General features: G+C 65.7%; 25 protein-coding genes. 14 read left to right on the top strand and 11 right to left on the bottom strand.

Going from position 1 to position 24,187, the window contains the following annotated elements:
- The first annotated feature begins 3 nt into the window (after positions 1–3).
- Genes QFZ36_RS16045 through QFZ36_RS16035 form a run of 3 tightly spaced genes read left to right on the top strand, consistent with a single transcriptional unit; the run spans position 4 to position 1,869 of the window.
- On the top strand, positions 4–615 hold the full coding sequence (locus QFZ36_RS16045; protein ID WP_306637919.1) for an SSI family serine proteinase inhibitor: 612 nt from the start codon (positions 4–6) through the stop codon (positions 613–615).
- Entirely contained in the window at positions 572–1,525 is a 954-nt protein-coding gene (locus tag QFZ36_RS16040) for a 3-methyladenine DNA glycosylase (RefSeq protein WP_373427050.1), read from the top strand. The genes QFZ36_RS16045 and QFZ36_RS16040 overlap by 44 nt, the downstream gene beginning before the upstream one ends.
- Entirely contained in the window at positions 1,522–1,869 is a 348-nt protein-coding gene (locus tag QFZ36_RS16035) for a serine protease inhibitor (protein ID WP_306637916.1), read from the top strand. Before QFZ36_RS16040 ends, QFZ36_RS16035 begins: the two co-directional genes overlap by 4 nt.
- A gap of 71 nt (positions 1,870–1,940) precedes the next feature.
- Here the strand turns inward: QFZ36_RS16035 and QFZ36_RS16030 are convergent, their stop codons facing one another.
- On the bottom strand, positions 1,941–5,045 hold the full coding sequence (locus tag QFZ36_RS16030) for a S8 family serine peptidase (RefSeq protein ID WP_373427085.1): 3,105 nt from the start codon (positions 5,043–5,045) through the stop codon (positions 1,941–1,943).
- Positions 5,046–5,328: 283 nt separating this feature from the next.
- Entirely contained in the window at positions 5,329–5,511 is a 183-nt protein-coding gene (locus QFZ36_RS16025; RefSeq protein WP_306637913.1) for a hypothetical protein, read from the bottom strand.
- A 257-nt stretch (positions 5,512–5,768) separates the two neighbouring features.
- On the opposite strand from QFZ36_RS16025, the gene purS reads away from it, so the two are divergent.
- From purS to purL, 3 genes are read left to right on the top strand one after another with little or no spacing between them, the layout of a single operon-like run.
- Positions 5,769–6,020: a phosphoribosylformylglycinamidine synthase subunit PurS gene (gene purS / locus QFZ36_RS16020; protein ID WP_003798434.1), complete on the top strand. Its 252-nt coding sequence runs from the start codon at positions 5,769–5,771 to the stop codon at positions 6,018–6,020.
- Between the two features lies 1 nt (position 6,021).
- Positions 6,022–6,792, top strand: a complete 771-nt coding sequence (gene purQ, locus QFZ36_RS16015; protein WP_306637911.1) for a phosphoribosylformylglycinamidine synthase subunit PurQ — start codon at positions 6,022–6,024, stop codon at positions 6,790–6,792.
- Positions 6,792–9,176, top strand: coding sequence for a phosphoribosylformylglycinamidine synthase subunit PurL (purL, locus tag QFZ36_RS16010; protein WP_306637910.1), 2,385 nt, complete (start codon positions 6,792–6,794; stop codon positions 9,174–9,176). Before purQ ends, purL begins: the two co-directional genes overlap by 1 nt.
- Positions 9,177–9,261: 85 nt before the next feature.
- Here the strand turns inward: purL and QFZ36_RS16005 are convergent, their stop codons facing one another.
- From QFZ36_RS16005 to QFZ36_RS15990, 4 genes are read right to left on the bottom strand one after another with little or no spacing between them, the layout of a single operon-like run.
- The gene (locus QFZ36_RS16005) at positions 9,262–9,555 is read right to left on the bottom strand and encodes a DUF503 domain-containing protein (protein ID WP_306637908.1); all 294 of its coding nucleotides are present in this window, start codon (positions 9,553–9,555) and stop codon (positions 9,262–9,264) included.
- Positions 9,555–9,872: a putative quinol monooxygenase gene (locus QFZ36_RS16000; protein WP_306637906.1), complete on the bottom strand. Its 318-nt coding sequence runs from the start codon at positions 9,870–9,872 to the stop codon at positions 9,555–9,557. Before QFZ36_RS16000 ends, QFZ36_RS16005 begins: the two co-directional genes overlap by 1 nt.
- Positions 9,869–10,426 (bottom strand): DUF1990 family protein, encoded by a 558-nt coding sequence (locus tag QFZ36_RS15995; protein WP_306637905.1) that lies wholly within the window; start codon positions 10,424–10,426, stop codon positions 9,869–9,871. The genes QFZ36_RS16000 and QFZ36_RS15995 overlap by 4 nt, the downstream gene beginning before the upstream one ends.
- Positions 10,423–10,839, bottom strand: a complete 417-nt coding sequence (locus QFZ36_RS15990; RefSeq protein ID WP_306637904.1) for an MmcQ/YjbR family DNA-binding protein — start codon at positions 10,837–10,839, stop codon at positions 10,423–10,425. The genes QFZ36_RS15995 and QFZ36_RS15990 overlap by 4 nt, the downstream gene beginning before the upstream one ends.
- A 45-nt stretch (positions 10,840–10,884) precedes the next feature.
- Between QFZ36_RS15990 and QFZ36_RS15985 the strand changes: the two genes are divergently transcribed.
- Entirely contained in the window at positions 10,885–11,913 is a 1,029-nt protein-coding gene (locus QFZ36_RS15985; RefSeq protein ID WP_306637903.1) for an isopenicillin N synthase family dioxygenase, read from the top strand.
- Positions 11,914–11,927: 14 nt separating this feature from the next.
- Here the strand turns inward: QFZ36_RS15985 and QFZ36_RS15980 are convergent, their stop codons facing one another.
- The gene (locus QFZ36_RS15980) at positions 11,928–12,353 is read right to left on the bottom strand and encodes a CoA-binding protein (protein WP_306637902.1); all 426 of its coding nucleotides are present in this window, start codon (positions 12,351–12,353) and stop codon (positions 11,928–11,930) included.
- A gap of 319 nt (positions 12,354–12,672) precedes the next feature.
- Here QFZ36_RS15980 and QFZ36_RS15975 point away from each other — a divergent pair, with 319 nt between their 5' ends.
- The 7 genes from QFZ36_RS15975 to QFZ36_RS15945 all read left to right on the top strand — a co-directional run bounded on the left by QFZ36_RS15975 (position 12,673) and on the right by QFZ36_RS15945 (position 20,621).
- Entirely contained in the window at positions 12,673–13,488 is an 816-nt protein-coding gene (locus QFZ36_RS15975; protein ID WP_306637901.1) for an ABC transporter ATP-binding protein, read from the top strand.
- Positions 13,489–13,619: 131 nt separating this feature from the next.
- Positions 13,620–14,669 (top strand): aliphatic sulfonate ABC transporter substrate-binding protein, encoded by a 1,050-nt coding sequence (locus QFZ36_RS15970; protein WP_306637900.1) that lies wholly within the window; start codon positions 13,620–13,622, stop codon positions 14,667–14,669.
- Positions 14,669–15,571 (top strand): ABC transporter permease, encoded by a 903-nt coding sequence (locus tag QFZ36_RS15965; RefSeq protein ID WP_306637899.1) that lies wholly within the window; start codon positions 14,669–14,671, stop codon positions 15,569–15,571. The genes QFZ36_RS15970 and QFZ36_RS15965 overlap by 1 nt, the downstream gene beginning before the upstream one ends.
- Positions 15,562–17,556 (top strand): acetate--CoA ligase, encoded by a 1,995-nt coding sequence (gene acs / locus QFZ36_RS15960; protein WP_373427084.1) that lies wholly within the window; start codon positions 15,562–15,564, stop codon positions 17,554–17,556. Before QFZ36_RS15965 ends, acs begins: the two co-directional genes overlap by 10 nt.
- Before the next feature lie 10 nt (positions 17,557–17,566).
- Positions 17,567–18,775 (top strand): dimethylsulfone monooxygenase SfnG, encoded by a 1,209-nt coding sequence (gene sfnG / locus QFZ36_RS15955; RefSeq protein ID WP_306637896.1) that lies wholly within the window; start codon positions 17,567–17,569, stop codon positions 18,773–18,775.
- Positions 18,775–20,130 carry an O-acetylhomoserine aminocarboxypropyltransferase/cysteine synthase family protein gene (locus QFZ36_RS15950; RefSeq protein WP_306637895.1) on the top strand — a complete coding sequence of 452 codons (1,356 nt, stop codon included), beginning with the start codon at positions 18,775–18,777 and terminating at the stop codon, positions 20,128–20,130. Before sfnG ends, QFZ36_RS15950 begins: the two co-directional genes overlap by 1 nt.
- Positions 20,127–20,621 carry a CoA-binding protein gene (locus tag QFZ36_RS15945; RefSeq protein WP_306637894.1) on the top strand — a complete coding sequence of 165 codons (495 nt, stop codon included), beginning with the start codon at positions 20,127–20,129 and terminating at the stop codon, positions 20,619–20,621. The genes QFZ36_RS15950 and QFZ36_RS15945 overlap by 4 nt, the downstream gene beginning before the upstream one ends.
- Positions 20,622–20,634: 13 nt before the next feature.
- On the opposite strand, the gene QFZ36_RS15940 is transcribed toward QFZ36_RS15945, so the two are convergent.
- The 4 genes from QFZ36_RS15940 to QFZ36_RS15925 form a co-directional block, all read right to left on the bottom strand.
- Complete coding sequence (locus QFZ36_RS15940) at positions 20,635–21,276, bottom strand: hypothetical protein (protein WP_306637893.1); 642 nt, start codon at positions 21,274–21,276, stop codon at positions 20,635–20,637.
- The gene (locus QFZ36_RS15935; protein WP_306637892.1) at positions 21,273–21,824 is read right to left on the bottom strand and encodes an RNA polymerase sigma factor; all 552 of its coding nucleotides are present in this window, start codon (positions 21,822–21,824) and stop codon (positions 21,273–21,275) included. Before QFZ36_RS15935 ends, QFZ36_RS15940 begins: the two co-directional genes overlap by 4 nt.
- A 284-nt stretch (positions 21,825–22,108) precedes the next feature.
- Positions 22,109–22,462: a YegP family protein gene (locus QFZ36_RS15930; protein WP_306637891.1), complete on the bottom strand. Its 354-nt coding sequence runs from the start codon at positions 22,460–22,462 to the stop codon at positions 22,109–22,111.
- Between the two features lie 372 nt (positions 22,463–22,834).
- On the bottom strand, positions 22,835–24,124 hold the full coding sequence (locus QFZ36_RS15925; protein ID WP_306637890.1) for an adenylosuccinate synthase: 1,290 nt from the start codon (positions 24,122–24,124) through the stop codon (positions 22,835–22,837).
- Between the last annotated feature and the right edge of the window lie 63 nt (positions 24,125–24,187).

Raw genomic sequence — 24,187 nt, 5'->3', positions numbered from 1 at the left:
AGCATGACGGACAGGCCACGGCGCGGGCACCATCTGCAGGCAGGCAAGGTGCACTCCACAGTGCTGCTGTTGGCGTCGCTCCTGCTGTTGCCCGCCTGCTCGCCGGGCGAGGGCGGCGGCACGCCGTCCGGTGACGCCTCGCCCAGCCCCGCAGCCCCCTCTTCGGCATCGTCATCGGCCACCCCCTCCGGCAACACGTCCCCGGACGCCGAATCAACTGTCCCGGCCCCCTCACCCGGGCCAGCTACAGGACCATCAGCCGGCCCCGGACAGGGCAATGCCGAACTGGCGATCACCGTCAAACCATCGGCCGGTGAGCCGGAGGTCAATTACACCCTGGTCTGCGTCAGCGGCGTGCCCGATTCTGAAAGCAAGCACCCGAACGCCGATGCCGGCTGTGCAGCCCTGAAGGAAAACGCGGCCCTGCTGGCTCCCCCGGCCCTCCGGACTGACCAGGTGTGCACGCAGCAGTACGGCGGTCCCCAGGAAGCCACGGTTACCGGAGTGGTGGACGGCGTCCCTGTCGATGACGTCTTCAAACGCACCAACGGTTGCGAAATCAGCGCCTGGAATGCTGCCCAGGACGTCATCGGTGCCACCGGTGGAGCATATTAGAGTCCTCGCGGCGGACGAATGGCGGGCCAGGGAGGAAGCCCACCAGCAGCGCGTCGGCCGCTATGCGGACCCCTACCTTGCCCGGCGCTCCGCCGGGCAAAAGCACCCTGTGGAGGATTTCCTCTTCACGTACTACACCCAGAAACCAGGCCAGCTCCGGCGCTGGCACCCGGGTGCCGGCGTCGTCCTTGTGGGTAAGGAGGCGGCTGTCCGCCGTGGCTGGAAACACTACCGGACACCCGACGACGGCGAGCTGGCCTCCCTGGGCCTGCCGCCTGGAAGTACCGCGGTTACCTTTGACCGCGCCGGCTTTCTCGCCGACCGCAAGGATGCGGTCTCCTTTGCGGGCATCATCCTGCTCGGTACCGCTGCACGCCCGGCCCAGTTTGGCTGCTTCGGCCTGCACGAGTGGGCTATGGTCTACCACCAGGACCGGTTCGACCTGCGGCACGAGTACCTGCAGCTGCGCCTCGGATCAGCCGGGACGGACAAGGTGGTGGAGGACAACCGGATCCGTTGCACCCACTTCGATGCATTCCGCTTCTACACCCCGGATGCCGTCCCGCTCAATGAACTGGCACCCAGCCGTGAAACTCAACGGCAGCTGGAGCAGCCGGGGTGCCTGCACGCCAACATGGACCTGTACAAGTGGGCCTACAAGCTGCTGCCGGCCCTGCCCAGCGAACTGGTGATGGATTGCTTTGAGCTGTCCTGGCGGATCCGGGTCATGGACATGCAGGCGTCCCCGTACGACCTTGCCGAGTGGGGCTACCCGGCCATTCCCATCGAAACCCAGCAGGGCAAAGCCGCCTACGTGGAACGCCAGCGTTCTTTCGCCGCCGAGGCAGCCGCACTCCGTGAAAAGCTTGCCCTCGAGCTGGCCGCGCTCACAGGAGATGCTGCGTCATGATCGACCTGACCATCAGGCTTCGGGAAACCCCTGAGGCAGCCGAATACCTCTTTCGGCTGGTGGCCGACGACGACGGCCATTCCGCTGAGAGCAACCTCCCGGATCCGGAAGCTGCGCTGGCAGCAGTCCGGGAGCACGGTGAGGACATCTTCTTCCCGAAGCCCGGGCCGCCCAGGCTGTGCACCCAGCAGTACGGCGGGCCGCAGGTTGCCCTGGTCACCGGGACGTTCCACGGGCGCCCGGTCGATTCTGTATTCACGCGGACGGACGGCTGCGAAATCTCCCGGTGGAAGGCAATGGCACCCCTGTTGGGCAGCACAGGTGGCGCCTGGGGCAGCACCTAGATTTACCGGCAAAAAGCAGGATCCCGGACGGTCCAACCGCCCGGGATCCTGCTTTTTGTAAACGCCTGCTGCTAAGCCGCGGGGACGCCGTCCGCGAAGGCTACTTGTGGAGCTCCCGATGGGGCTGCCGAGGCTGCACCCACCTGGACGTTGACCCAGGTCCTGATGCCGTTATCGCCCAGGCTCAGGCGCGACAGGTAGGCCCCTTCGGACAGGCCTGTCCAGGACAGTGTGGCCGAGGTGGCGGTGCCGTTGGGAGCCACGATCGGATTGGGGTCCACCGTGAGGTTGCCCGCATCCCCGGCAAATGTCACGGCCTGAACCGTCGCCGTGGCCGCCCCGTTGTCCGGCGTGGAGTATAGGTTGGCCACGATGTAGTAGGTGCCGGCACGCGGCGCCTCCAGATCCAGGAACTCGCTGGCCGAAGCCGTCGCCACCTGGGTTGCCGTCAGTCCTCCCGCGGCATTCGGTGCGTAGACCACCATGTCCCAGTCGACGTCGTTGGATTGGGCCTGGACACCCAGGCGGGCGAAGGATGCTCCTTCCGGCACTGTCACCCGGAGCAGTGCGTTGTGCGCATCGTTGGCCGGCGCGTATTCCCCGGGGGTCTTGGTGATCGCAGTCTGGCTCAGCGGAGCAAGGCCTTCCACCCCTACCTTGATGGGGTTGTCCGACCCGGAGACCAGTTCCATGGTCCCGCTGCCGGTTCCGGTTGCCGAGTCGAAGGAGAACGACGGTGCGATCTGTGCGTCCACGGGCCGGATGGCGATCGGCGAGCTCACGGTGCGCGGGCCCTTCCACGTAAGGCTGCCGGTGCTGAACTTGCCCACCGGGGCGCTGACGTTCCTGATGGTCAGGGTAACCTCACGCGTCTGGCCTGACTTGGCGAAATTCAGTGATTGCGGTTCCACCTGGACGTTGAAGCCCGGCAGGTTGACTTCGGGCCGGTACATGCCGGGAACCAGGGCGGTCAGCTGGCGCTTGACCTGGACTTCGCCCACCAGGCTGCCAAGCGCGATCGAGGGCAGGTTCAAGTCCCGGGCGGCGATGGTCCCGGCCTGCGGGGCACCGGTGTCCACGCCCTGGCCGTTGAGGAACCCCAGCCAGTCTTTGATGCCGGAGTTGTAGACCAGGCCCGGATCCAGGACACGGGTTGAGTCAATGTGTCCGGCTCCCCCCTGGAACGGATCCGTGTTCGGCGAGCCGTCAGCCTTGACCAACGGGTAGGCCGTGGTCATCATGGCCGACTTGACCATGGCAGGGGTCCACTGGGGCTGCTTGCTGAGCACCAACGCGCCGAATCCGGCGATGTGCGGTGCTGCCATCGAGGTGCCGGACATAAAGCCGAACTGGGCTCCATGGTTGCCGATGGTGGAGACGCCGGCCAGGACGTTGACGCCGGGCGCCGCGATGTCGGGTTTCAGCAAGTCACCGCCGGAAGCGAGGCTTGGCCCGCGGGAGGAGAACCCGGCAACCTGCGGCGCCGCGGCCGGGGGTTCACCGGTCAGGTCCCCCTTGACCAGGCTGACGGTCAGTGCCGGGTTGGCTTCCAGCTTGGACTTCAGTTCCAGGCTCTTCGGGGCATTCACGTGCACGGTGGGCAGCACGTGGTTGTCCGCATCTTCGGAGCTGCTGGTGAGGTTCACCAGGATCATTCCGACGCCGCCCTTGTCCTGGACCTCCTGGCTCTTGGCCGTCCTGTCCACAACGCCGCGGTCACAGACCACCACCTTGCCCGCCACCTTCGCAGCATCAAGTGAACCGGGGCCGCAAAGGTTTGGATTGGCGGCACCTGCAGCTGCCGCGGCGGCTGCGACAACAACCGGCTTGTCTGCCACTTCGGACTTCATGATCGAAGCTCCACGGTACAACGAGCCGTCGGAGACCTTGACGGTTCCAAGAAGATCGCTGGGGAAGGTGGATGCGGCCACCGTGGTCAGCCAGGGTGCGGAGTGGTTGACGGTGGACTCGGTGGGGCCGGAGTTGCCGGCCGAAGCGGAGACGAAGACCCCTGCGGCGGCAGCATTCAGGAATGCCAGTGCCACAGGATCGGTGGTGCTGTTGTTGTTGCCTGAAATGGAGTAGTTCAGGACATCCACCCCGTCCTTGATGGCGGCGTCCACTGCCTCCACTGAGGCGGAGGAGTAGCAGCCTCCCGTGTCAGGGTTGGTGTCCTCCCAGCAGATCTTGTAGACGGAGACCTTTGCAGCGGGGGCGACCCCGGAGCTCTTGCCAAAGCTGGTGCCGTCCAAGACCTGCTCCACGTTTGCGTTCCCGGCTGCCGTCGTGGCGGTGTGGGTGCCGTGGCTGCCGACGTCCACCGGGGAAATGAGTTCTTCAGGGGCCCGGTTCTCCGGTGCTACGAACTGCAGGAAGGAGTCAGCGAAGTACCTGGCGCCGATCACCTTGGAGTTGCACAGCGAGCCGTCGAAGGACACGCCCGTCCCCTCGCCCTTCTGGCATTCACCCTCGAAGACAGTTCCATCGGCCTTGAGCATGGCGATTTTGCCATCTGCGGTGCGGTAGGGGACGCCCACCTGCGCCTGGCCGCTCAACGGCTGGACGGGTTCGCCCTGCAGGAAGGGGTTGTCGGGGGCATAGCCGGAGTCGATGACCCCAACCACCACGCCCTTGCCGGCGTTGGCTTCCCCACCAAACTGCTTGGCCCACATACCGTCGGGTCCGGTCAGCTTGAGGAAGTCCGTGGTGGTGTAGTCAGGGGCATTCTCCACGTCCGGCGCCACCGCCAGGACCTTCTTGTCCTTGGACAGCTCCATGGCCTGCGCTGCAGTCAACTGGGCACTGAAACCGTTGAGGGCAGCGGTGAATTGCTTTTGCGGCGTGACCCCCTGGCTGGCAGCGACGTCCCGCTGCTGCTGGCGCAGGTGTGCGTCGTACGCCTTGTAGTTGGGGCTTCCAGCGTCCAGCTTGCGGCCATTCTGGGGCTTGGTGGGCGCAAGCCCCGGAGTCTCACCCTCATAGGCCGCGGCTGCTGCACCTGCGAGGACAACAATGTAGCGGCCGTCAGCGAACCCGGCAGACGCTGCATTTTGTGCCCCGATAGCAACATCCTTGCCGACGGGCGCCGCGATGGCCGCGTTTGCGGCCATCGAGGTGAGGAGGAGTGGCAAACCCACGGCCAGCGCCGCAGCCTTCCGGAATCCCCCGGCCCGCAAGGGGCTCTTTCCAGTAGATCTCACGTGCAACCCTTTCACGAGGTACCGGCCCAGCCATGGTTGCGGGCCCGAAATGACGGTCTTGACGCGGGGAATTACAGAACTTGTCATTCCGCACGACCAGCCGATTCACAGGGTACAGACTGATAGCTCAATATGACATAGGGCACAAAAGCGATTTCTTTACCAGTCATATGCAGCGCGTGGAGGTGCAAAGGGGCAGGAAAAAGGGCGCCCCGCAGGACGCCCCGATGAGCTCGGACCAAGTGCCGCCCGGAACCTGTTACCGGGGTGTTCGGACCACGTCGCTGATCCATTGCCTGGTCTTTTCGTCCACCGGTCCGGCAACCCGATTCTCACGCGCAAGCCGGTCCGCTTTGACCTTTTGCAGCACCATCCGCCCCAGCCCGGCGAACACTGCGGCGGCAACCATCGGCAACAGTACGGATCTCGATTTCTCAGCCATTCAGCAATCCTAGTAACACCACCGGCCCAACTCCAGAGCCACGGCCTGCTGCCCCATGAACCACGGAGTCCAGCCAAGGCTTGTGACTGGAATCCGCCGAATGCGGGGTGGGACGCTCCGGCCGGTAGAATGGACTAGCAAGCTCGCGGAGCGCCCGTCCACAAGGTTAACAAGTGTGTCCCCCGACACCCCGGTACGGCGTGAGACGGCACCACTGAGCTGCGCCCTTACCCAAGCTCACGCACAGGAGTTACCGGATGCCCCGGATCGTTGTTGACGTCATGCCCAAGCCCGAGATTCTGGACCCGCAGGGGAAGGCTATCGTCGGCGCCCTCCCCCGGCTGGGCTTCACCAGCTTCAGCTCTGTCCGCCAGGGCAAGCGTTTCGAACTGACCGTCGACGGCGAGGTGACCGAGGACATCCTGGCCCAGGCGCGCGATGCCGCAGAGACCCTGCTGTCCAACCCCGTGATCGAGGACGTCGTCAACGTCGAGGTCGTCGAGGCCTGACATGACTGAACTTCCCCTGATCGGCGAGGCCATCGCCGTCGCCGCCGAACCGCGCCTCGCGGGGGCCAAGATCGGCGTCGTCACCTTCCCGGGCACCCTCGATGACCGCGACGCCGCCCGCGCCGTGCGCCTCGCAGGCGGCACCGCCGTCGAACTCTGGCACGCTGACACGGAACTTGGCGACGTGGATGCCGTGGTGATTCCGGGCGGCTTCTCCTACGGCGACTACCTCCGCGCCGGTGCCATCGCCCGCTTTGCCCCGCTGATGTCCAGGATCATTGACGCCGCCAACAGTGACGCCAAACTTCCCGTGCTCGGCATCTGCAACGGCTTCCAGATCCTCACCGAATCGCACCTGCTGCCCGGTTCGATGATCAAGAACGACCACCTGAAGTTCATGTGCCGGGACCAGGTTCTGCGCGTGGAAAACAGCAACACCGCATGGACCCTGGACTACCAGGCGGGCCAGGAGATTACCGTTCCGCTGAAGAACCAGGACGGCCAGTACCTCGCGGACGATAAGACCCTGGACGCCCTCGAGGCGGAGGGCCGCGTGGTGTTCCGCTACGTGGGCTTCAACCCGAACGGCTCCCGCCGTGACATCGCGGGTATCTCCAACGCCGCAGGCAACGTGGTGGGCCTGATGCCGCACCCCGAGCACGCCGTTGAGGCCGGCTTCGGCCCCGAATCGCTGGACGGAATCGGCGGTTCCGACACCGACGGGCTGGGTTTCTTCACCTCCGTTTTGACCAAGATTGTGGGAGGCAAGTAATGACCGGGATCTCGACAGGCTCGATCACCGACGGCGGAGGCACGTCTACTGCCGCCTCGCCCACCGCTGCCCCGGGTGCCATCACCCAGGTCAAGAAATTCAATATCGACACCGTTGAGCATGCGGCGAAGACTCCGGACACGGAGCTGCCCTGGGCTGAACTGGGACTGAAGCAGAACGAGTTCGACGAGATCGTCAAGGTCCTCGGCCGGCGCCCCAGCGGTGCCGAGCTCGCCATGTATTCCGTGATGTGGAGCGAGCACTGCTCCTACAAGTCCTCCAAGAACCACCTGCGCCAGTTCGGCGAAAAGGTAACCCCGGAGATGAAGAAGGACATGCTGGTGGGCATCGGCGAAAACGCCGGCGTGACCAACCTCGGGGACGGCTGGGCCGTGACCTTCAAGATCGAGTCGCACAACTCGCCGTCGTTCGTTGAGCCTTACCAGGGCGCCGCGACCGGCATCGGCGGCATTGTCCGCGACATTATCTCCATGGGCGCCCGCCCGGTGGCCGTGATGGATCCGCTGCGCTTTGGCGCCATTGACCACCCGGACACGGCACGCGTCATGCATGGCGCCGTTGCCGGCATCGGCGGCTATGGCAACTCGTTGGGCCTGCCGAACATCGGCGGCGAAATGGTGTTCGACTCCGTGTACCAGGGCAATCCGCTGGTGAACGCGCTGGCTGTTGGCGTGATGCGCCACGAGGACATCCGCCTCGCCAACGCGTCCGGCAAGGGCAACAAGGTGGTCCTGTTCGGTGCCCGCACTGGTGGTGACGGCATCGGGGGCGCCTCCGTACTGGCCTCCGAGTCCTTCGACGACACCAAGCCGTCCAAGCGCCCCGCAGTGCAGGTGGGCGACCCGTTCGCCGAGAAGGTCCTCATCGAGTGCTGCCTGGAACTGTTCAAGGGCTCCCTGGTGGAAGGCATCCAGGACCTCGGCGCCGCCGGCATCTCCTGCGCCACCTCCGAGCTGGCTTCCAACGGCGACGGCGGCATGCAGGTTGAGCTGACCTCCGTGCTGCTGCGCGATCCCACGCTGACCCCGGGCGAGATCCTGATGTCCGAGTCGCAGGAACGCATGATGGCCGTTGTCACCCCGGAGAACGTTGCGGCGTTCGAAGCCGTGATGGACAAGTGGGCCGTTGAGTACGCCTGGCTGGGCGAGGTGACCGACACCGGCCGCCTCATCATCACCTGGGAAGGCGAGGTGATCGTCGACGTCGATCCCCGCACTGTGGCACACGACGGTCCGGTGTACGACCGCCCGTTCGCCCGTCCCGAGTGGCAGGACGCCGTGCAGGCAGACACCTTCACCGGCTCCGTGCAGGACGCCGGCCGGCCCTCCGCTCCGGCTGAGCTCGCCAAGGCCGTCACCGAACTGGTGGCATCGCCGAACATGTGCTCCAAGTCCTGGATCACCAACCAGTACGACCGCTATGTGGGCGGCAACACTTCCATGGCCATGCCCGACGATGCAGGCGTGGTCCGCGTGGACGAGGAAACGGGCCTGGGTGTGGCCCTGGCCACTGATGCCAACGGCCGCTACACCTACCTCGACCCCTACCACGGTGCACAGCTTGCCCTGGCCGAGGCCTACCGGAACGTCGCCACCTCCGGCGCCGTTCCCATGGCCGTCAGCGACTGCCTGAACTTCGGCTCACCCGAGGACCCGGACGTTATGTGGCAGCTCGCAGAGGCTATCCGCGGCCTGTCCGACGCCTGCATGGTGCTGGGCATCCCGGTCACCGGCGGCAACGTCTCGCTGTACAACCAGACCGGCACCACGCCGATCCACCCCTCCCCCGTGGTGGCAGTGCTGGGCAAGCTCGACGACGTAGCCCGCCGCACGCCGTCGGGCTGGCGTGAGGACGGCCAGGCCATCTACCTGCTGGGCACCACGGCTGCGGAACTTGACGGTTCCGAGTGGGCCAACATGCGCGGCCACCTGGGCGGCCTGCCTCCCAAGGTCGACCTCGACGCCGAACGCGCCCTGGGTGAGATCCTGATCAACGCATCGCGCGACGGCATGATCGACTCTGCCCACGACCTCTCCGAAGGCGGCCTCGCAGCTGCCCTGGTGGAGTCCTCGCTGCGCTACGGCGTGGGTGCCAGGATCGCGCTGCAGGACGTTCTGGACCGGGACGGCGTGGACCTGTTCACGGCGCTCTTCGCCGAGTCACAGGGCCGTGCCGTTGTAGGTGTTCCCCGTTCCGAGGAAGTCCGCTTCACGGACATGTGCACCGCCCGCGGCTTCGTACACACCCGGATCGGTGTGGTGGACGCGGCCAGCGGAACCCTGGACATCAACGGAGTGCAGAGCCTGTCGCTTGACGCCCTCCGCGAAGCCCACGAAGGTACGCTGCCGAAGTACTTCGGCTGACCTTTCCCACTAAAAGCAACGCGGGGTCACCTGCCGCCCATGAATCCCCTCGGGATGGGCGCCACGTGACCCCGCGTTGCTTGGTTTAATCCTCGCTGTGCAGATCCCGCTGCCGCGCGCTGAGCAGTTCGATTTCCGGGCGCCCGGCCACCAGGCGTTCGACGGCGGCGAGCACCTCCACGAGGTGCGCGCGGTCTGCTGCCACGAGGCCAACGCCCAGCCGGGTGCGCCGGTACTGGTCGTGATCCCCCACCTCGGCGACGGAGACGTCGAAACGGCGCTTGACTTCAGCTATCAGTGGCCTGACGACGGACCGCTTTTCCTTCAGGCTCTGGACGTCGCCCAGGAGGATGTCGAATTCGATCCAGCCGATCCACATCAGATGGCCAGCTCCCCCATCCGGTCCCAGCCGTCGCCCTCAAATTGGCGGCTGACGATCCGGGGCGTTTCGGCCAGGGCCTGGGGCATGTCCGCCATGGCCTGCTTGAAGTGCGCGCTGTTGACGTGCTCGCCCGCGGCATCGTCCTTGAAGGCTTCCACCAAGACGTATTCGTTCGGGTCCTCAAGGCTGCGGGACCAATCGAACCAGAGGTTGCCCGGCTCCTGCCGTGTGGCTTGGGTGAAATCGGCCACCAGAGCGGGCCAGCGCTCCGACCACTCCGGCTTGACCTTGAACTTGACGACGATAAAAATCACGGGCGTAGTCCTTCCGCGGCGAGTTGGCGTGCCCCTTCAATGTACCGGGAAGTAACGTGGCGCTGCGCTGCCCGGGTCACCAGTCCCCCGGCCGAGTAGAACCAGTTGCCGGGTTTGCTGAAGGAACGAATCCTCAAATGCACATCGGCGTCGCCGTTGATCTCCACTTCAAAGGACTCCTCGCCCCGCGCCGGGTGGCCTTGCAGGGCTCCATAACCAAATCCTGCCGACTGCGGGACCCCCGCCGGCAGTGGTTCGCGTACCCAAACCACTTCGCAGGGTGCACTAAGCCGAAAAGGCCCGACGCCGAAACCGCTCACCACCCGTGCCCCGGGCACCACCCTTGGTGAATCCGTCCGGACTCGTAGGCCGGCACGCCGCTGGAGCTCCCAGGAAAGGATGCCGGCGGCCACCCGCCGGTAGACCGCAAAGCCGGAGCCCAGTTGCGCTTCTTGCAGGACAGGGGCGTATCCATCGGGAGCAACCCCGTGTTCCGTGCCCCCGATGCCGGGGTAATCGAGGTGCCTGCCCTGCGGCGACCGTTTGGCCTTCACTGGTTGGCACCCCGGGAACCCGCCAGGCGGGCCCATCCAAGCTGCTCCTGCTGTTTCCTGGTCAGGCCTGCCACCACCAGGTCGTAAGAGTCCTCCACCATGTCCCGGATCATGTCGTCCGCAAGGGTCCCGTCCAGGCGGACGCCGTTCCAGTGCGTCTTGTTCATGTGCCAGGCACCGGTGATCTCCGGGTGGGCAGCGCGCAGCTGCACGGCAAGGTTTGGCTCGCACTTAAGGTTCACGTACCAGTCCTGGGGATTCATGCCGGACAAAGCAAAGAGCTTGGCCTCATGCCGCGCCCCTCCGGCGATATTGGCCCGGACCTTGAAGACGGCGGTTTCCGGTCCGAACGGATAATCCTCGTACGCGCCGGGAAACGAGAGGCAGATTTTCCTCAATGCAGCAGGGTCCATGCAGGAAGCCTACAAAGCCGGCTGCCACGGTGCTAGTCTGCGAGGATGTCACACGATCAGGGGGCCATTCCTGTTCTGGACCTGGGCAAGGCACGGCAGGACGACGGTTCATTCAGCCCGGACTTCATTGAACAGCTGCGCCACGCGACGCACCATGTGGGTTTCTTCCAAATCACCGGTTACGGCGCGTCCCCCGGTCAGCCGGAACGGCTGCTGGACCTTATCAGGCGGTTCTTCGCACTGCCGCTGGAGGAAAGGATGAAGCTGGACAACCGGCTTTCACCGCACTTCCGCGGCTACACGCGGATGGGCACCGAGGTGACCCGGGGACGCGCGGACGCCCGGGAGCAGATCGACTATTCGCCGGAGCGCGAGCCGGTCCGGGACTATCCGGACGACAAGCCGTACTGGTTGCTCCAAGGCCCTAATCTTTGGCCGGAGGAGTCCTTTCCGGAGCTCAAACCGGCCGCCATGGAGTGGGCGGAGCTGATGTCCCGGGTAGGAATGGAGCTGCTCCGGGCCATCGCGGTCTCTCTGAAACTGCCGGAGGACTACTTCGATGAGCCTTTCGGTGGCACTCCCGCCTGGATGGGAAAACTGGTTCACTACGTGGGCGGCGTTGTGGAGGCTGCCGGCGACCAGGGCGTGGGCTCCCATGCGGACTACGGATTCGTCACCCTCCTGCTGCAGGACGACATCGGCGGGCTGGAAGTCCTCCCGCCCGGGGCAACTGAGTGGGCGCCCGTGGAGCCGATCCCCGGTGCCCTGGTGGTGAACCTTGGCGAGATGCTCGAAGTCGCTACTGAAGGCTACCTCGTGGCCACCATCCATCGGGTCCAGGCGCCCCCTCCCGGCGTGGACCGGTATTCGGTCCCGTTCTTCTGGTCACCGCGTCTGGACGCCGTTATCGACCCCGTCCCGTTGCCGCCCGAACTGCGGGCCGAAGCGCGGGGTATCTCTGACGATCCCGCCAACCCGCTGTTGGCTTCCTACGGGATGAACATGCTCAAGGGCAGGATGCGCGCGCACCCGGACGTCACGGAACGGCACTATCCGGGGCTCCTGACGCGCTGAACCTGCAAGCGGCGTCAGAGGTTGTATTTCCAGGCCTGCTGGGCGGGGCAGGTGTTCATCACGACATCCAGCCCGGCGGCCTTGGCCCGTTCCGCGGCCTCCTCGTCAATGACGCCCAGTTGCAGCCACATCGCTTTCGCGCCTACTGCAATGGCCTGGTCCACCACGGCCCCCACCTTCTGCGAGTTCACAAAGCAGTCCACGACGTCGATGGGTCGCTTTTCGGGAGGAATGTCCCCGAGGCTCCGGTACCCCGCTTCCCCATGTACGGGGTCACCAGGGAGGTTCACGGGGATGATTTCCATACCGAGCCGGTCCCGGATAAACAGCGAGGTATCGTAGGCGGCGCGCCACTCGTTGGTGGTGAGGCCCACGATGGCCCACCGCCCTTTGTTTCGCATGAGGCGCTCGATGACTTCCGGATCGTTGACGTGGCCCATGCAGCAAGCGTACATCGCTGCCGCAAACGGCGAATGCTCGAATAAGTGACTGTTCATGCGCAGGTGAAGCCGGCGTGAACGAATATTACGCTCCCAGTTAGGCAGATTTGGTCCAGAGGATGCGGCTCCGGTGTAGTGATAGTTGACCATCCCGAGCGGCCGAGAGACCTGGATCGATGAAGCCGCAGCAACCCTGGTCACTGGGCGCGGCCGACGCGCCGGTGATAGCAAGGAAGCAGCCGTAGGCATCCGGAACTGACCATTCCGGCAAAGGCTGAATCCGTAGGGTGCTACTGCCAGGACCGATGGAGTGATCCTCATGACTGCAGTTCTGTCGTCCCGCCCTGCCGGGGCTGCCTCCGGCCACCCAGCCGCCCTGCCCGTCGCTTTCAGTGGCTTGCGGCGGACTTTTGGGGCCGGCCCCACTGCCCACACTGTCCTTCGCGACGTCACGTTCGACGTCGCCGCCGGGGAAGTCCTTGCCATCCTGGGCCCCTCCGGCTGCGGCAAGTCCACACTCCTGCGCGCCGCGGCGGGACTTGATGCACCCAGCGCCGGTTCCGTAGTGATCGACGGCACCGCTGTGCACGGCATTGACTCCCGCTGCGCCTTCGCGTTCCAGGAACCGCGGCTGCTGCCCTGGCACACCCTTCAGGCGAACGTGGCTATCGGCCTGCCCACCGGATGCAGTGCAAAAGAGGGCAAGGCCAAAGTGGCACGCCTGCTGGAACTTGTGGGGCTGGACAACTTCGCCAGGCACCGCCCCCGCGAAGTCTCCGGCGGCATGGCCCAGCGCGCCTCCCTGGCCAGGGCCCTCGCACGGAACCCTGGCGTCCTCCTCCTGGATGAACCTTTCGGCGCCCTGGACGCGCTGACCAGGATCAGGATGCAGGACCTCCTCCTGGACATCCACCGGGCGGAACCCACCACGGTCCTGCTGGTAACCCACGATGTGGACGAAGCCCTGCAGCTCGCGGACCGCATCATCGTGCTCGGGGCCGACGGCGACGGCGAGGGCGCCACCATCGTGCGCACTCTCGAAGTGCCGGGCAGCCGGCCCCGGGATCGCGCCTCCGCTGAACTCGCCGTTATGCGCGGCTCGCTGTTGGAAACGCTGGGCGTGGACGGGCACTGACCGCCCGCAGCCGCAGCGGCTCCCCCGCAGACGTCGTAATTAACTTCAGCAGCCGGCAGCGCAGCTCCATTGCAATTCCTTTTGCATTCCCCCTTTTAGTTTCCCGCCTGACCCAGCATCAAAGGATGACCATGCCGTACGAACACCCCATCTCCCGCCGTTCACTCCTGGGCGCGGCCGCCCTGGCCGCCTCAGCGGCCCTGGCACTGACCGGATGCGTCGCAGGCGAGGGCTCGTCCGGCAGCGCTGCTGCCGCCGGCAGCATCAAGGGCGGCACCCTGAACATCGACTTCGCCACGTATAACCCGCTCAGCCTGGTCATCAAGGACCAGGGCTGGCTGGAAGCGAGCCTCAAGGACCAGGGCGTCACCGTGAACTGGGTCCAGTCCGCCGGCTCGAACAAGGCCAATGAGGCTCTGCGCTCAGGTGCTATCGACGTCGGTTCCACCGCTGGCTCCGCTGCCCTCCTGGCCCGCTCCAACGGCTCACCCATCAAGACCATCGACATCTACTCACAGCCCGAATGGGCGGCCCTGGTGGCGCCGGCCGGCTCGGACATCACCTCCGTGGCCGACCTCAAGGGCAAGTCCGTGGCCGCCACCAAGGGCACCGATCCCTACTTCTTCCTCCTGCAGGCCCTGGAGGAGGCGGGGCTGAAGCCCGGTGACGTGACGGTGCAGAACCTGCAGCATGCCGACGGCCGCACCGCCCTGGAGAACAGTTCCGTCCAGGCCTGGTCCGGCCTGGATCCGATCATGGCCGGTGCCGAGCAGAAGGGCGCCAAACTTTTCTACCGGAACCTCGACTTCAACACCTACGGCTTCCTCAACGCCACCGAATCGTTCCTCAAGGACAAGCCGGAACTGGCCCAGGCCGTGGTGAATGCCTACGAGAAGGCCCGTGCCTGGGCTGCCGCAAACCCGGACCAGACGGCCGACATTCTGGCCAAGGTTGCAGGCCTGGACCCGGCGGTGGCCAAGACCGTGGTCCTGGAACGCAGCAACCTGAACGTTGATCCGGCACCCGGCGAGGCACAGCGCAAAGTATTGGAGAAGATCGGGCCCACCTTCGTGGAAACCGGTGACGTCAAGACGCAGCAGCAGATTGACGACGCGGTCAGCTCCCTTCTCGACGACTCGCTGGTGAAGAAGGCTGATCCGTCAGCCATCAAGGACTCCTGATGAGCACTCTCGGAGATCCCCACATCACCGGCAACACTGTTGCGGATGAGCGTGCTGCAGCCGCTCCCGCAACAACGGCAGACGCTGCCCGGGCGGGCGCCGGTCAGGCACCCGCTCCGGCACCGGGATGGTCTCCCGCCGGAGTCCGCTCCAGGAACTGGGCGCGTCTGCCCCTTGGCTTGATCATCCCGGCAGTCCTGCTGGCCGCCTGGCAGATCGCCTCCTCCAGCCACCTGTTCACGGTGGTGCAACTGCCGCCGCCGGCCATGGTGCTGGAGGCTGCAGGCGAGCTGCTGGAACGCGGAGAGCTCGGAACCCACATAGCCATCTCCACCCAACGGGTCGTGATCGGTTTCCTGGTCGGTGCCCTGCTGGGCCTGGTCCTCGGCGCAACCGTGGGCCTGTCCAAAATAGCGGACGCCCTGCTGGCCCCCACCATCGGGGCACTGCGGGCGGTTCCGTCCCTGGCCTGGGTGCCGCTGCTGATCCTGTGGCTGAAAATCGGTGAGGACTCCAAGGTGACCCTCATCATCATCGGCGCGTTCTTCCCCGTGTTCACCACCGTTTCGCTGGCGCTGCGCCACGTGGACCGCAACCTGGTGGAGGCGGCCCGCGCCTTCGGCCTTAAGGGCGTCCGGCTGCTGACCACGGTGCAGCTGCCCGCCGTCGTTCCCGCCGTCTTTTCCGGACTGCGGCTGGCGCTGGCCCAGGCCTGGCTGTTCCTGGTGGCGGCGGAGCTGATCGCCTCGTCCATGGGCCTGGGCTTCCTGCTGATGGATTCGCAGAACAACGGGCGCACCGACCGGCTGTTCCTGGCCATCGTGATGCTCGCCGTGATCGGAAAAATTACTGACGCCCTGCTGGGCCTGGCAGAAAAGTGGGCGGTGAAACGATGGGCGTGAGCACCACCGAAACCTTTGACCTGAACGCCGGGGTGCACCCGGATAACGTGACCTTCTGGGAACAGCAGGCCTTGCGGCTCCACTGGGAAAACCCGTGGCACACGGCGCACCGCTGGGTGCCCGCAGATCCTGAGGCCGGCACCGGGCCGCAGATCAGCTGGTTCGACGGCGGCCGGCTCAACGTCGCCTACAACTGCGTGGACCGCCATGTGCTTGAGGGCCGCGGTGACAGAGTGGCGCTGTATTTCGAGGGCGAACCCGGCGACCGCCGGTCCATCACCTACGCCGAACTCCAGCGCGAGGTGTCCAAGGCAGCCAACGCGCTCCTGGCCCTGGGCATCGGCAAGGGCGACCGCGTGGTCATCTATCTCCCCGTCATCCCCGAAACCATCATCATCACGCTGGCCGTGGCACGCATCGGTGCCATCCATTCCCTGGTGTTCGGCGGCTTCTCCGCCGAAGCACTGAAGTTCCGAGTGGAGGACACCGGCGCCAAGCTCCTGGTCACCACCGACGGCCAGTTCCGGCGCGGCGTGGCCGTTCCCGTGAAAGACAACGCGGACGCCGCAGTGGCTGGCGAGAACGCCATCGAGCACGTCCTGGTGGTCAACCGCACCACTCCGGCAACGGACCTGGCAACAGTCGCTATGACCGAAGGCCGCGACGTGTGGTGGCACGACGTCGTCGGGAATGCAGCGGATGTCCATGAGCCGGAGGCGTTCGACGCCGAGACTCCCCTGTTCATCATGTACACCTCAGGAACCACTGGGAAGCCCAAGGGCCTGGTCCACACCTCGGGCGGGTACCTCACCCAGGCGTCCTGGAGCTTCGAGCACCTGTTCAGCAACCCGGACCCGGCCCTGCGGGACCGCGATGTCCACTGGTGCACCGCGGACCTCGCCTGGGTCACCGCGCACACTTACGAAATCTACGGTCCGCTCTCGAACGGGGTCACCCAGGTGATCTTTGAAGGCACCCCCAACACTCCGCACCCGGGCCGGCACTTCGAAATCATCGAACGCTACGGCGTCACCCAGTACTACACCGCGCCCACGCTGGTCCGCTCCCTCATGGGCTGGTTCCCCGACGGCGTTCCGGACACCTACGACCTCTCCTCCATCCGCGTGCTCGGCACCGTTGGCGAGGCAGTGAACCCGGAGGCCTGGCGGTGGCTTCGCGATAACGTCGGCGCGGGCACCGCCCCTATTGTGGACACCTGGTGGCAGTCGGAAACGGGTGCGACCATACTTTCCCCTGCTCCGACGGACACAGACTTCAAGCCCGGCTGCGCGGCGCGCCCGCTGCCCGGCGTCAGCACCCGGATTGTGGATGACGCCGGCAACACGGTTCCCCCAGGGGTGCAGGGGAACATCGTGGTCGACTCCCCCGGTCCCGCCATCGCCCGCACGGTCTGGGGCAACCCGCGCCGCTACTTTGACTCCTATTGGAGCCAGTACGCGGAGCATGGATGGTTCCTGGCCGGGGACGGTGCCAAATACGACGCCGACGGCGACATCTGGATCCTCGGCCGGGTGGACGACACCCTCAACGTCTCCGGCCACCTGCTCTCCACCATCGAGATCGAGTCCGCGCTGGTATCGCACCCGGACGTGGTGGAGGCAGGCGTCTGCCCCGTGGCCGACCCGAAGACCGGGCACGCCGTCGTCGCATTTGTGGTCCTGAAGGCAGGGGTTTCGACAAGCTCAACCACCGGCCAGACGCGCTCAACCAGCGAGGACCTACGCAACCACGTCGCCAAGGAGATCGGCCCGATCGCCAAGCCGCGCGACGTCGTCGTGGTTCCGGATGTACCCAAGACCCGCAGCGGCAAGATCATGCGCCGGCTGCTCACCCAACTGTTCGAGGGAACCACCCTCGGCGACACTACCTCGCTCCAAAACGAGCCGGCGATCGCCGGCATCCAAGGCGCGGTGCGCGACTACGTCAAAGCCGTACCGGCACCCAATCTCAACGGACAAAAGTAAAGGAACAATCATGAATGACATCAGCAGCGTTGCCCGTCTTTCCGAGCCGCTGAAGTTCGCGTACTGGGTACCGAACGTCTCCGGCGGACTGGTGGTCTCCACCATCGAACAGCGGACCGGCTGGGACTTCGACTACAACAAGAAGCTCGCCCGGATCGCCGAGGAGTCAGGTTTCGAGTACGCCCTGACCCAGACCCGCTACGCCGCGTCCTACGGCGCGGACAAGCAGCACGAAGCCACGTCCTTCAGCCTGGCGCTGCTGGCCGCTACCGAGCGGCTGAAGGTCATCGCCGCAGTCCACCCGGGCATGTGGCACCCCGGTGTGCTGGCCAAGTACATCATCACCGCCGATCACATCTCCAACGGCCGCGCCGCCGTGAACATCGTCTCCGGCTGGCTCAAGAACGAGTTCACCAACTTCGGCCTGGAATGGCTGGAGCATGACGAACGCTACGTCCGCACCGAGGAGTTCATCAAGGTCCTCCGCGGCCTGTGGACGGAGCAGGAGTACAGCCAGTCCGGCAAGTACTACAACATCACCGATTTCACCTTGAACCCCGCACCCGTTGACGTGCCCGGGCGCGCCCACCCGGAAATCTTCTTCGGTGGAAATTCGACGGCGGCCCAGGCTACCGCGGGGCGCGTTGCGGACTGGTACTTCTCCAACGGCAAGGACCTGGAAGGCTTCAAGGACAACATTGCCGGAGTCGTGGCCGCCGCCGGCGAAACCCGCCGCGGCACCGAAGGTGCCTTGGCTGCACCCCGGTTCGGTCTCAACGGTTTCGTCATCGCCCGCGACTCGGAGAAGGAAGCCCGCGAGACCCTGCGCGAGATCGTGGCGAAGGCGCACAGGCCGGCCGTCCAGGGTTTCCGGGACGCCGTGCAGGAAGCCGGCGCCTCGACCAAGGATGGCAAGGGCATGTGGGCAGACTCCACCTTCGAGGACCTGATCCAGTACAACGATGGCTTCAAGACGCAGCTGATCGGCACCCCGGAACAGATCGCCGAACGCATCGTGGAGTACAAAAAGCTCGGCGTGAACCTGTTCCTGACCTGCTACCTGCACTTCCAGGAGGAGGTGGCGGCGTTCGGCCAGGACATCCTGCCCATCGTCCGGGAACTTGAAGCGGACCTCGCCCGGAAAAACGGCACGGAGCTGGACCTTTCCCGCACCCCCGCGGTTTCGACAGGCTCAACCACCGGGCTGGTGACGGTCTGATGAGTGACCGAACTTTCGGATTCCGCACTCGCGCCCTGCACGCCGGTGGCACCCCTGACGCCGAACACGGCGCCCGGGCCGTCCCCATCTACCAGACCACATCCTTCGTGTTCAAGGACACCCAGGACGCCGCCAACCTGTTCGCACTGCAGAAGTACGGCAACATCTACTCCCGCATAGGCAACCCCACTGTGGCCGCGTTCGAAGAGCGCATCGCCTCCCTGGAAGGCGGCATCGGAGCGGTCGCGACGTCCTCGGGCATGGCCGCGGAGTTCATCACCTTCGCCGCGCTGACCCAGGCGGGCGACCACATCGTTGCCGCCTCCCAGCTCTACGGGGGCACCGTGACCCAGCTGGACGTCACCCTCCGCCGCTTCGGCGTGGACACCACGTTCGTGCCCGGTACCGAACCTGCGGACTACGCGGCGGCGGTCCGGAAGAACACCAAGGCAATTTTCGTTGAGGTGGTGGCCAACCCGTCGTCGGAAGTCCAGGACCTTGCGGCTTTGGCGCAAGTGGCGCACGACGCCGGCATCCCCCTCGTCGTCGACGCCACCTTGAGCACGCCGTACCTGGTGCGGCCCATCGAACACGGCGCGGACATCGTGATCCACTCGGCCACCAAGTTCCTTGGAGGCCACGGGACCACGCTGGGTGGCGTGATCGTGGAAAGCGGCCGGTTCAACTGGGGCAACGGCAAGTTCCCCACCATGACCGAACCCGTAGCCTCCTACGGCAACGTCTCCTGGTGGGGCAACTTCGGCGAGTACGGCTTCCTCACCAAACTCCGCTGTGAGCAGCTGCGCGACATTGGCCCCGCGCTCTCCCCGCAGTCCGCCTTCCAGCTGCTGCAGGGCGTGGAAACCCTTCCCCAGCGGCTGGACGAGCACCTGAAGAACGCCCAGGCCGTGGCCGAATGGCTCGAGGCCGACGAGCGCGTGGCCTACGTGAACTTCTCGGGGTTGCCGTCACATCCGCACTTCAAACGGGCACGGAAGTACCTTCCCCTGGGTCCGGGCTCGGTGTTCTCCTTTGGCGTGAAGGGCGGGAGGGCTGCGGGGCAGAAGTTCATCGAATCCCTGCAGCTGGCCTCGCACCTGGCCAATGTGGGCGATTCCCGTACCCTGGTGATCCATCCTGGCAGCACCACCCACCAGCAGCTCAGCCCGGCGCAGCTCGAGTCAGCAGGCGTGCCGGAGGACCTGGTCCGCATTTCCGTGGGCCTGGAGGACATCGAGGACATCCTGTGGGACCTTGACCAGGCCCTCACCGCAGCATCGCAAGCCACAGCTGCGGAGGCGGGGATGCGGGATGACGAAGCAGCCGACGCCTGCACGATCGGAGCACGCGCATGAGCATTACAGCACGCACTTGGGAAGGCCCCTCGGCGCCCGAACGCCTGGACCTGCTGCGGCAAGCAAAGACAATCGCCATCGTGGGGGCATCGGACAAGCCCTCCCGGGCCAGCTACTTCGTGGCCACCTACCTGCTGTCCTCTTCCCGCTACAAGGTGTACTTCGTTAACCCGGTAGTCCAGGAGATCCTGGGCCAGCCCACGTACGCGTCGCTCGCAGACCTGCCGGAAAGCCCGGACATCGTGGACGTCTTCCGCAAGCACGACGACCTCCCCGGCGTCCTGGACGAGGCTATCGCTGCGGGCGCCAAAACCCTGTGGCTGCAGCTGGGGTCCTGGCATGAAGGCGTGGCCGCGGAGGCCGAAGCTGCCGGGCTCCATGTTGTGATGGACCGGTGCGTCAAGATCGAGCACGCCAGGTTCCATGGCGGACTCCATCTGGCAGGCTTTGACACCGGCGTCATCTCATCGAAGCGCCAGGTCCTGGCCTAAGCCGGGGCCGCTCTTAACGGCCGGGCTTCCCGGCACGGGACGGGGCCGGCCCCAGGGCCGGCCCCGTTTGTCCCGGCTTGCCGCCGCCGCCCGCAAATTCCCCGTCACTGCCGGCATTCCCTTTCGGCACCTCATTCTTGGTTCGCGGTACATCCTTGGCCCCAAGCACTTTGCCGGGTGCAGGAAGTTCCGCCATGCCGCCAGTATGCCCGGCAACGGCTTCGGCTGACGCCACTGCCGGTTCCCTCGCCGGTCCGGCAGAAGGCGCCGGCTCCTGCGCCACAGGGGGCGACGCCGCTGGGGCGATGCTCCAGGACGGGGTCCAGTCCTGAAGCAGATGCTGGACGGAGAGACCAGTGGAATCCCCATGTCCGGTGGAGCTCGCGGCCACCCCGGTGACGCCCAGTCCCATACCGGCAATGATGGCGAGGCCCAGGGCCGTAGTCCTCCGCTGGAGGACCCGCCGGCGGCGTTCCAGCTGGCCTGCCGGCCGGGACAACAGAGCCGCCAGCTCAGGGCCGGGCTGCGGGGCAGCCAGGTTGGCGAGGGACCCCAGCGCAAGGAGGGTGTCCCGGAGTACGGCGTCCTGCCCGAATCCGGCGTCGAGGAGCATGTCCTCCACGAGGACCGGCAACACATCAGTTTGCGGTGTCATGAGCTCAGGTACTCCTTCACGGCCGAAAGTTCCCGGAGCTTACCCAGCGCCCGCCGCTGCAACTGCTTCACCGCACCGGAGCTCTTTCCCATGGCATCAGCTGACTGCTCCACCGTGAGTCCGGCCACGAGGCGCAGTGCCAGGACCTCGCGCTGGTCCCGGGGCAACCCGTCCAGCAGATCCAGGACCTCCTGCGGGGATATGCGTTCCAGCGCTTCCGCCTCGGCCGACGGATCTTCCCGCTGGTCCAGCCCGGGCTCGAACGGCAGCTTCGCGGGCGTGCGGCTCTGGCGCCGCTGGTCATCCACCATGCGGGCGTGGGCCACGGAGAAGATGAACGTCCGGAGCCCGGCGGGACCGCCATGGATGGTGCCAAGCCGCGGCAGGACGGACAGGAACACTTCCTGCATTGCCGCCTCCGGATCCTCGACGCCCCGGGCGGTGAAATATCCCAGGACCTGTGATGCATACGTCCGGTACACCGCGCTGAAACCGGAAGACCCGGTGGCCTGGTCCCCCGGGGCCAGGCCTGTCAGTGCATCAGTCACGGACGTAGTGCTTTCAGTCAAAGAGAGGCTGTTTGGCGGGAGAGGCAGGATCCGAACCTCGGAAGTGCCTTTTCCCGGGATCACTTTACCCCTCGGTAACCACTGTCCGGATGCGCCACGCGATGCTGCAGCAGCACATGCCTTTCCGCCCGAAAGTGAAAGAGCCGGCCTGGAACGTGATGGGGGACAAGTTCCAGACCGGCGCTACATAAAGGTAATCGCCCGGGGCACCCTAAGGGTTACGCCCAGGCCCAAAAACTTTTAAGGAATTTTCGCGGCCCGGTTCAGCGGGCGGCTGCGGTGATCCAGCGTGGCCGGCTTCCCTGCCGCCGCGGCCCGGGGGAAAGGCTGGAAGTGTGTGTGCTGGCGGGTACGCGCCGGTCGTCACAGTCATCCTGGACGGTTGCAGCGGCCGACGCCGGAACTGCAGCAGGTGCCTGACGCGCCGCCGTACCCGCGGGGCAGAGATCGGTCACGAGTCCCGTTCCTGCGCACTCCCTGACGGCGGTGATGCCGGCTGCGAGGGAGGATTTGCTGTCAAAGGGGCCGGAGACGGCCATGATGGTGCCGTCCGGGGCAAGGAGGCGGAACCTGAAAAAAGAATCCTGGTCAACAAACGCTTCGAACTTTCCGGCCATAACAAATCCTTCCGTTCTGCGGGTCCTTGTCCGGAGGCGCCATTGCCACCGGCCGGTCCGGGCGCATCACTGCCCCTCAATCCCGCGGGTCTGGTCGAACGATTTGGTGATCAAGTCACCGGGTGTAACAAAGAGTCTCGCCGGTAGGCGTGCAGCGCCGCAAGACCTACGGCGTTAACCCTGTGTAAATTGCCTTAAGTTTCCCTGGATAACGCAAACAGCGGGCCACCTGTGAAGGTGACCCGCCGGCGTCGTCCCCACCCGCTCCCTAGCCTCGCAAGCTCGGCCAGGGAAGCCTCCCTGCTACCTCCCCAATCTCGCAAGCTCGGTCGGGGCCCCTCGGTAGCGTGGGCCCAGGCGTGGGCCCACATGTCAGTCGTTGATGAGGTCGTTGACCACGATGGTCTGGTCGCGGTCCGGGCCAACTCCGATGGCGGAGAAACGCGTACCGGACAGCTTTTCCAGGGCCAGCACGTAGTTGCGCGCATTCTCCGGGAGGTCCGCCAAGGTGCGTGCCCCGGTGATGTCCTCGGTCCAGCCGTCGAAGTACTCGAAGATGGGCACGGCGTGGTGGAACTCTGTCTGCGTCATGGGCATCTCGTCGTGCCGGACGCCGTCCACATCGTAGGCTACGCACACGGGAATCTGCTCGATGCCGGTGAGCACGTCCAGCTTGGTCACGAAGTAGTCCGTGAAGCCGTTGACGCGGGAGGCGTGGCGGGCCAGGACGGCGTCGTACCAGCCGCAGCGGCGGGGCCGGCCGGTGTTGACGCCGAATTCGCCGCCGGTCTTCTGCAGGTACACGCCCATCTCATCGAACAGTTCCGTGGGAAACGGGCCTGCGCCTACGCGGGTGGTGTACGCCTTGATGATGCCAATGGAGCGGGAGATGCGGGTGGGGCCGATGCCCGAACCCACGGAGGCGCCGCCGGCGGTGGGGTTGGAGGAAGTCACGAAGGGGTAGGTTCCGTGGTCCACGTCCAGGAAGGTGGCCTGGCCGCCTTCCATGAGCACTACCTTGCCCTCATCCAGGGCGGTGTTCAGCACCAGCGTGCTGTCGATGACCAGCGGGCGCAGCCGCTCGGCGAAGGACAGGAAGTACTCCACGATCTCGTCCACCACCACGCCACGGCGGTTGTAGATCTTGACCAGGAGTTCGTTCTTCTGCCGCAACGAGCCTTCCACCTTCTGGCGGAGGATCGACTCGTCAAAGACGTCCTGGACGCGGATGCCCAGGCGGGCCACCTTGTCCATGTACGCGGGGCCGATGCCGCGGCCGGTGGTCCCGATGGCCCGGCTGCCGAGGTAGCGCTCCGTCACCTTGTCCAGCACCTGGTGGTACGGAGCCACGAGGTGGGCGTTGGCGGAGACGCGAAGCTTTGAGGTGTCGGCACCGCGCGCCTGGAGGCCCTCAATCTCCTGGAAGAGTGCCTCGAGGTTTACCACGCAGCCGTTGCCGATAATGGGGACGGCGTTGGGGCTGAGGATGCCTGCCGGAAGCAGCTTGAGTTCGTATTTTTCACCGCCTACGACGACGGTGTGCCCGGCGTTGTTGCCGCCGTTGGGTTTGACGACATAGTCAACGCGGCCGCCCAGCAGGTCGGTCGCTTTGCCTTTTCCTTCGTCGCCCCACTGGGCTCCTACGATCACAATTGCTGGCATGGGATCCTCCCCCATTCGTTCGGGCTGCCCGGGCCCGGCCACGGCGTGGCGGGCCTGTACAGC

This window comes from Pseudarthrobacter siccitolerans (assembly GCF_030823375.1).
Taxonomy (GTDB): domain Bacteria; phylum Actinomycetota; class Actinomycetes; order Actinomycetales; family Micrococcaceae; genus Arthrobacter; species Arthrobacter siccitolerans_A.
This window is presented reverse-complemented; position numbering and strand designations above follow the sequence as displayed.

What these genes read in the sequence shown, in the direction of transcription:
- QFZ36_RS15975 (WP_306637901.1), top strand. Translation starts at nt 12,673, where the DNA reads ATGACTGCAGTTCTGTCGTCCCGCCCTGCCGGGGCTGCCTCCGGCCAC.
- QFZ36_RS15965 (WP_306637899.1), top strand. Translation starts at nt 14,669, where the DNA reads ATGAGCACTCTCGGAGATCCCCACATCACCGGCAACACTGTTGCGGAT.
- purL (WP_306637910.1), top strand. Translation starts at nt 6,792, where the DNA reads ATGACCGGGATCTCGACAGGCTCGATCACCGACGGCGGAGGCACGTCT.
- QFZ36_RS15985 (WP_306637903.1), top strand. Translation starts at nt 10,885, where the DNA reads ATGTCACACGATCAGGGGGCCATTCCTGTTCTGGACCTGGGCAAGGCA.
- QFZ36_RS16045 (WP_306637919.1), top strand. Translation starts at nt 4, where the DNA reads ATGACGGACAGGCCACGGCGCGGGCACCATCTGCAGGCAGGCAAGGTG.
- purQ (WP_306637911.1), top strand. Translation starts at nt 6,022, where the DNA reads ATGACTGAACTTCCCCTGATCGGCGAGGCCATCGCCGTCGCCGCCGAA.
- QFZ36_RS15930 (WP_306637891.1), bottom strand. Translation starts at nt 22,462, where the DNA reads ATGGCCGGAAAGTTCGAAGCGTTTGTTGACCAGGATTCTTTTTTCAGG.
- QFZ36_RS15945 (WP_306637894.1), top strand. Translation starts at nt 20,127, where the DNA reads ATGAGCATTACAGCACGCACTTGGGAAGGCCCCTCGGCGCCCGAACGC.
- QFZ36_RS15970 (WP_306637900.1), top strand. Translation starts at nt 13,620, where the DNA reads ATGCCGTACGAACACCCCATCTCCCGCCGTTCACTCCTGGGCGCGGCC.
- QFZ36_RS16005 (WP_306637908.1), bottom strand. Translation starts at nt 9,555, where the DNA reads ATGTGGATCGGCTGGATCGAATTCGACATCCTCCTGGGCGACGTCCAG.
- QFZ36_RS15950 (WP_306637895.1), top strand. Translation starts at nt 18,775, where the DNA reads ATGAGTGACCGAACTTTCGGATTCCGCACTCGCGCCCTGCACGCCGGT.
- QFZ36_RS16035 (WP_306637916.1), top strand. Translation starts at nt 1,522, where the DNA reads ATGATCGACCTGACCATCAGGCTTCGGGAAACCCCTGAGGCAGCCGAA.
- QFZ36_RS15990 (WP_306637904.1), bottom strand. Translation starts at nt 10,839, where the DNA reads ATGGACCCTGCTGCATTGAGGAAAATCTGCCTCTCGTTTCCCGGCGCG.
- QFZ36_RS16025 (WP_306637913.1), bottom strand. Translation starts at nt 5,511, where the DNA reads ATGGCTGAGAAATCGAGATCCGTACTGTTGCCGATGGTTGCCGCCGCA.
- QFZ36_RS15940 (WP_306637893.1), bottom strand. Translation starts at nt 21,276, where the DNA reads ATGACACCGCAAACTGATGTGTTGCCGGTCCTCGTGGAGGACATGCTC.
- purS (WP_003798434.1), top strand. Translation starts at nt 5,769, where the DNA reads ATGCCCCGGATCGTTGTTGACGTCATGCCCAAGCCCGAGATTCTGGAC.
- QFZ36_RS15925 (WP_306637890.1), bottom strand. Translation starts at nt 24,124, where the DNA reads ATGCCAGCAATTGTGATCGTAGGAGCCCAGTGGGGCGACGAAGGAAAA.
- sfnG (WP_306637896.1), top strand. Translation starts at nt 17,567, where the DNA reads ATGAATGACATCAGCAGCGTTGCCCGTCTTTCCGAGCCGCTGAAGTTC.
- QFZ36_RS15980 (WP_306637902.1), bottom strand. Translation starts at nt 12,353, where the DNA reads ATGGGCCACGTCAACGATCCGGAAGTCATCGAGCGCCTCATGCGAAAC.
- acs (WP_373427084.1), top strand. Translation starts at nt 15,562, where the DNA reads ATGGGCGTGAGCACCACCGAAACCTTTGACCTGAACGCCGGGGTGCAC.
- QFZ36_RS16040 (WP_373427050.1), top strand. Translation starts at nt 572, where the DNA reads ATGCTGCCCAGGACGTCATCGGTGCCACCGGTGGAGCATATTAGAGTC.